This window comes from Treponema sp. R6D11, from assembly GCF_054786075.1.
Map to the genome: position 1 here is coordinate 1 of NZ_BDHD01001407.1, position 310 is coordinate 310.

The 310-nt window shown below is 43.9% G+C and carries 1 protein-coding gene; it reads right to left on the reverse strand.

From position 1 onward, the window contains the following. A partial coding sequence (locus ACYVTD_RS18945; protein WP_461249126.1) for a DEAD/DEAH box helicase occupies nucleotides 1–310 on the reverse strand: 310 nt, incomplete at both ends.

The window sequence follows — 310 nt, forward strand, 5'->3', positions numbered from 1 at the left end:
GAGCAGTTCCGTGGGAGCCATGATTGCAGCCTGCCCCTTGTCCTGAACAGCATGCAACGCCGCAAGAAACGACACAAGAGTTTTACCGCAGCCTACATCACCCTGTAAAAGACGAGACATAGGCACGTTGGACGACATATCCACGTTTATTTCATTAACAGCCTCTTTTTGTCCCTCTGTTAAAGAAAAAGAAAGCCTTTCTATAAGGCGTTGTTGTAACTCTAAAACATTTTCATTTTTGCTTTGATTGTTTGCAAGTTCAATCTTTATTTTGCTCTTCCGCTCTATCGCCCTGCGGAGAACCATAACT